The 5,455-nt window shown below is 68.5% G+C and carries 5 protein-coding genes; all 5 read left to right on the plus strand.

Annotated features, from left to right (window positions below; genetic code table 11):
- The first annotated feature begins 39 nt into the window (after positions 1-39).
- Positions 40-1,110, plus strand: a complete 1,071-nt coding sequence (locus ACFWPJ_RS23235; RefSeq protein WP_378854501.1) for an enoyl-CoA hydratase/isomerase family protein — start codon at positions 40-42, stop codon at positions 1,108-1,110.
- Positions 1,107-2,003, plus strand: a complete 897-nt coding sequence (gene mmsB / locus ACFWPJ_RS23240; RefSeq protein ID WP_378854497.1) for a 3-hydroxyisobutyrate dehydrogenase — start codon at positions 1,107-1,109, stop codon at positions 2,001-2,003. The genes ACFWPJ_RS23235 and mmsB overlap by 4 nt, the downstream gene beginning before the upstream one ends.
- Positions 2,000-2,776, plus strand: coding sequence for an enoyl-CoA hydratase (locus ACFWPJ_RS23245; protein WP_378854498.1), 777 nt, complete (start codon positions 2,000-2,002; stop codon positions 2,774-2,776). Before mmsB ends, ACFWPJ_RS23245 begins: the two co-directional genes overlap by 4 nt.
- Positions 2,777-2,808: 32 nt before the next feature.
- Entirely contained in the window at positions 2,809-4,020 is a 1,212-nt protein-coding gene (locus tag ACFWPJ_RS23250) for an acetyl-CoA C-acetyltransferase (RefSeq protein ID WP_378854499.1), read from the plus strand.
- A 28-nt stretch (positions 4,021-4,048) separates the two neighbouring features.
- On the plus strand, positions 4,049-5,455 hold a 1,407-nt coding region (locus ACFWPJ_RS23255; RefSeq protein WP_378854500.1), incomplete at its 3' end, for a 3-hydroxyacyl-CoA dehydrogenase NAD-binding domain-containing protein.

Consider the following 5,455-nt stretch of genomic DNA (forward strand, 5'->3'; position numbering starts at 1 on the left):
CATGAGGGTGTTAGTCGCCCGCACTCTGACTCGAGCGGACTGACAGACGAACCCGAAGTGCTGATCGCCGCCGAGGACGGCCTCGGCCTCATCATCCTGAACCGGCCCAAGGCCATCAATGCGCTCAACCACCCGATGGCACTGGCGATCACCGAGGCGCTGCGCGCATGGGCCGACGACGACGCGGTACGCGCGGTCGTCGTCAGCGGCGCGGGCGAGCGCGGATTGTGCGCGGGCGGTGACATCGTCGCCATCCACGCCGACGCGAAAGGCGGTGCGGCGAACGCCGATTCACCGACCGGGGTGTTCTGGCGCGACGAGTACATCCTCAACGCGTTGATCGGTAGCTACCCCAAGCCGTACGTGGTGATCATGGACGGCATCGTGATGGGTGGCGGCGTCGGCCTGTCCGGGCACGGCAGCCACCGCATCGTCACCGAACGCTCCCGGATCGGGATGCCCGAGGTCGGCATCGGTTTCGTTCCCGACGTCGGCGGTACCTACCTGCTCTCCCGCGCGCCGGGCGAGCTCGGCACCCATGTCGCGCTGACCACCGCGCGGATGAGCGCTGGCGACGCCATCGCGGCCGGCTTCGCCGACCACTACGTGCCGTCCGCGGCCATCCCGGCACTGCTCGACGCGCTGCGCACCACCGACGTCGACGCGGCGATCGCGGCGGTCGCCGAACCGGCACCGTCCTCGGACCTGCTCGCCCAGCAGGGCTGGATCGATGCCTGCTACAGCGCAGACACCGTCGAGGAGATCGCGGCCCGCCTGCAGACCACGGACTCGCCCGAGGCGACCAAGGCCGCCGAGGATCTGCTGGCCAAGTCGCCGGTCGCGCTGAAGGTGACGTTGCGGTCGCTGCGGGCCGCGCGGGCGCTGCCGAGCCTCGAGGCGGTGCTGGATCAGGAGTACCGGGTCTCGATCGCCTCGCTGCGCTCGCACGACCTGGTCGAGGGGATCCGCGCCCAGGTCATCGACAAGGACCGCAATCCGCGGTGGGAGCCCGCGACCCTGTCCGAGGTCACCGACGCGCAGGTGGCGGCGTACTTCGCCGAACTGGGCGACAAGGAACTCGGCGCTACCACACAGGAGGCACAGCGATGAGCAAGAAGATCGGTTTCCTCGGGCTCGGCCACATGGGCGCGCCGATGGCGGCGAACCTGGTGCGGGCCGGCTACGACGTGGTCGCCTTCGATCCGGTGCCCGCGGCGCAGGAGCAGGCGCGCGCCGACGGCGCGACGGTGGTGACCGTCGCCGCCGAAGCGGCCGTCGACCGGGACGTGGTGATCACCATGCTGCCCAACGGCAAGCTCGTGCTCGACGTGTACGCCGAGCTCCTGCCCGCCGCGGCACCGGGCACGCTGTTCATCGACTGTTCCACCATCGACGTCGCCGACGCGAAAGCCGCTGCCGCACAGGCAGTGTCGGCCGGGCACCGGCCGCTGGACGCCCCGGTCTCCGGTGGCGTGGCGGGCGCGACGGCGGGCACCCTCACCTTCATGGTCGGCGGCGCACCCGCCGACTTCGCCGAGGTGAGCGATGTGCTGGCGGTGATGGGCGGCAAGGTGGTGCACTGCGGTGACGCCGGTGTCGGCCAGGCCGCCAAGATCTGCAACAACATGCTGCTCGGGATCTCGATGATCGGGTTGTCCGAGGCGCTGGTGCTCGGGGAGCGGCTCGGCCTGAGCCACCAGTCGTTCTTCGACGTGGTCTCCACCGCCTCCGGGCAGAGCTGGGCGCTGACCAGCTACTGCCCGGTCCCCGGACCCGTCCCCGCGAGCCCGGCCAACAACGACTACCAGCCCGGCTTCGCCACCGCGCTGATGTCGAAGGACCTCACCTTGGCCGCGAACGCGTTGCGCGCCAACGGCATCGACGGACAGCTCGGTGAACTCGCCGCCGCGATCTACGAGCGGTTCAACCAGACCGACGCGGGCCGGGACTTCTCGGCGATCGTCACCGATATCCGGGAGCGCTCCGGGAAGGACACCGAATGACCGAGTACGACACGATCCTGCTCGAGCGCAAGAACCGGGTCGGCTGGATCACGCTGAACCGGCCGAAGGCGCTCAATGCGCTCAACACCCAGGTCCTCGACGACATCGTCGCCGCCCTGGACGAACTCGAACGCGACGATGAGGTCGGCGCGGTGGTGATCACCGGCTCCGCCAAGGCTTTCGCGGCCGGCGCCGACATCAAGGAGATGCAGCCCAAGTCGTACATGGACATGTTCATGGACGACTTCTTCGCCCGCTGGGACCGGCTCGCGCAGTTCCGCAAGCCCACCGTCGCCGCGGTCGCGGGGTACGCGCTCGGCGGTGGCTGCGAGCTCGCCATGCTCTGCGACATCCTGATCGCCGCCGACACCGCGCAATTCGGTCAGCCCGAGATCAAACTCGGCGTCATCCCCGGCATCGGCGGCTCACAGCGGCTCACCAGGGCGGTCGGCAAGGCCAAGGCGATGGACCTGGTGCTGACCGGCCGGAACATGGGGGCCGAGGAAGCCGAACGGGCCGGCCTCGTCTCGCGCATCGTGCCCGCCGACGACCTGCTCGACGTAACCGCCGAGGTCGCCGAGACCATCGCGGCCAAGTCGCTACCGGTCACCATGATCGCCAAGGAAGCGGTGAACCGGTCCTTCGAGACCACCCTCGCCGAGGGAATCCGCTTCGAGCGCCGGGTCTTCCACTCGCTGTTCGCGATCGAGGACCAGAAGGAAGGCATGAACGCCTTCGTCGACAAGCGCACCGCACAGTTCACCCATCGCTGACCTGTCATCACACGACACAGTTTCGAGGAACCATGACCGAGGCATTCATCTACGACGCGATCCGCACCCCGCGCGGTCGCGGCAAGAAGAATGGCGCCCTGCACGGCGTCAAACCGCTCGACCTGGTGGTCGGGCTCATCGAGGAGCTGAAGGTCCGGTATCCCGGGCTCGACCCGGCGCTGATCGATGACATCGTCCTCGGCGTGGTTTCCCCGGTCGGTGATCAGGGCGCCGATATCGCCAAGACGGCGGCGCTCGCGGCCGGTCTGCCCGACACGGTGGCCGGTGTGCAGCTCAACCGATTCTGTGGTTCGGGCCTCGAAGCGGTCAACACCGCGGCGCAGAAGGTGCGCTCGGGCTGGGAACAGCTGGTGATCGCCGGTGGCGTGGAATCGATGTCGCGGATTCCGCTGGGCTCCGACGGTGGCGCGTGGGCGCTGGACCCGGTCACCAACTACAACACCTACTTCGTGCCGCAGGGTGTCAGCGCGGACCTGATCGCCACCATCGAGGGGTTCACCCGCGAGGACGTCGACGCGTTCGCGGTGCGGTCGCAGGGCAAGGCCGCGGCCGCCTGGTCGGGCGGTTACTTCGCCAAATCCATTGTCCCGGTGAAGGACATCAACGGTGCCGTGCTGCTCGATCACGACGAGTTCATGCGCCCGGACACCACGGTCGAGAGCCTGGCCGGGCTGCGCCCGTCGTTCGCGGCGATGGGGGAGATGGGCGGTTTCGACGCGGTCGCCCTGCAGCGCTACCACCACGTCGAGAAGATCGACCACGTCCATCACGCGGGCAATTCCTCCGGCATCGTCGACGGTTCGGCGCTGGTGCTGATCGGCAGCGAATCGGCCGGTGCCGCAGCAGGTCTGACGCCGCGTGCCCGCATCGTCGCGGCTGCGGTGAGCGGCAACGACTCCACGATCATGCTGACCGGCCCGGTCCCGGCGACCGAGAAGGTACTGGCACTGGCCGGGCTTACCGTCGACGACATCGACCTGTTCGAGCTCAACGAGGCGTTCGCGTCGGTGGTGCTCAATTACCAGAAGAAGCTGGCGATCCCGGACGAGAAGCTCAACGTCAACGGCGGCGCGATCGCCATGGGTCACCCGCTGGGCGCCACCGGCGCCATGATCACCGGAACCATGGTCGACGAGCTGGAGCGCCGGGGAGCGCGGCGCGCGCTGATCACGCTGTGCATCGGCGGCGGCATGGGCATCGCCACCATCATCGAGCGCGTCTGAGCGCCGGACCGGATACAGAGGAACGACCATGACCGACAACATGATTGCCTGGAACCTGGGCGCCGACCGGGTGCTCGTGCTCACCATCGACGACCCGAGTCAGTCGACCAACACCATGACCGACGCATTCGCGCGCGATCTCACCGCCACGGTCGATCGGCTCGAAGCCGAGAAGGACACCTACGACGGCGTGATCCTCACCTCGGGTAAGAACACGTTCTTCGCCGGTGGCGACCTGAACCTGCTGATGAACGCGACACCGGAGACCGCGCCGCAGATCGCCCTCGGCCTCGACACCTACAAGGCCGCGTTCCGCCGGCTCGAGCAGCTGGGCAAGCCGGTGGTCGCCGCGATCAACGGCACCGCGCTCGGTGGCGGCTTCGAGGTCGCCCTGGCCACCCACCACCGCATCGCGCTCGACGCCAAGGGCAGCCTGCTCGGCCTGCCCGAGGTCACCTTCGGCCTGCTCCCCGGCGCCGGTGGTGTCACCCGCACTGTGCGGCTGCTCGGCGTCACCAACGCGGTGCTCAACGTCGTCGGCCAGGGCCAGCGGATGAAGCCCGCGAAGGCGCTGCAGGTCGGGATCATTCACGAGGTCGCGGCCACCCGCGAGGAGATGTTCGAGAAGGCTCGCGCCTGGATCGCGGCCAATCCCGAGGCGGCCCAGCCGTGGGATGTGAAGGGCTACAAGATTCCCGGCGGCACGCCGTCGAGCCCGGCGCTGGCGGCGAACCTGCCCGCGTTCCCGGCGAATGTGCGCAAGCAGCTCAAGGGCGCACCGATGCCCGCACCGATCGCGGTGCTGGCCACGGCGGTCGAAGGCGCGCAGGTCGACATCGACACCGCCTTCGCCATCGAGACCCGCTACTGCACCAAGCTGATCTGCGGTCAGGTCTCGACCAACATGATCAAGTCCCTGTTCTTCGATCTGGGGACGATCAACAAGGGCGGTAGCCGCCCGGAAGGCTTCCCCGTGCGCAAGCCGGAGAAGGTCCTCGTGCTCGGCGCGGGCATGATGGGCGCGGGCATCGCCTATGTGCAGGCCCGCGCCGGCATGCAGGTCGTGCTGAAGGACGTCACGATCGAGGCGGCCGAGCGGGGTAAGGACTACTCCCGCAAGCTGCTCGACAAGGCGCTGCGCAAGGGCACGATCACCCAGGACTCCTACGACGAGATCCTCGGCCGCATCCACCCGAGCGCCGACCCGGCCGATGCCGCGGGCTGCGACTTCGTCGTGGAGGCGGTCTTCGAGGATCCGGGTCTGAAGAAGAAGGTGTTCGGCGAGATCGAGCACCTGGTGAACCCGGACGCCCTGCTCGGCTCCAACACCTCCACGCTGCCGATCACCGATCTCGCCGATGGCGTGGCGCGGCAGCAGGACTTCATCGGTCTGCACTTCTTCTCGCCGGTGGACAAGATGCCGCGGGTGGAGATC

It is taken from the genome of Nocardia sp. NPDC058497 (genome assembly GCF_042720195.1).
Classification (GTDB): domain Bacteria; phylum Actinomycetota; class Actinomycetes; order Mycobacteriales; family Mycobacteriaceae; genus Nocardia.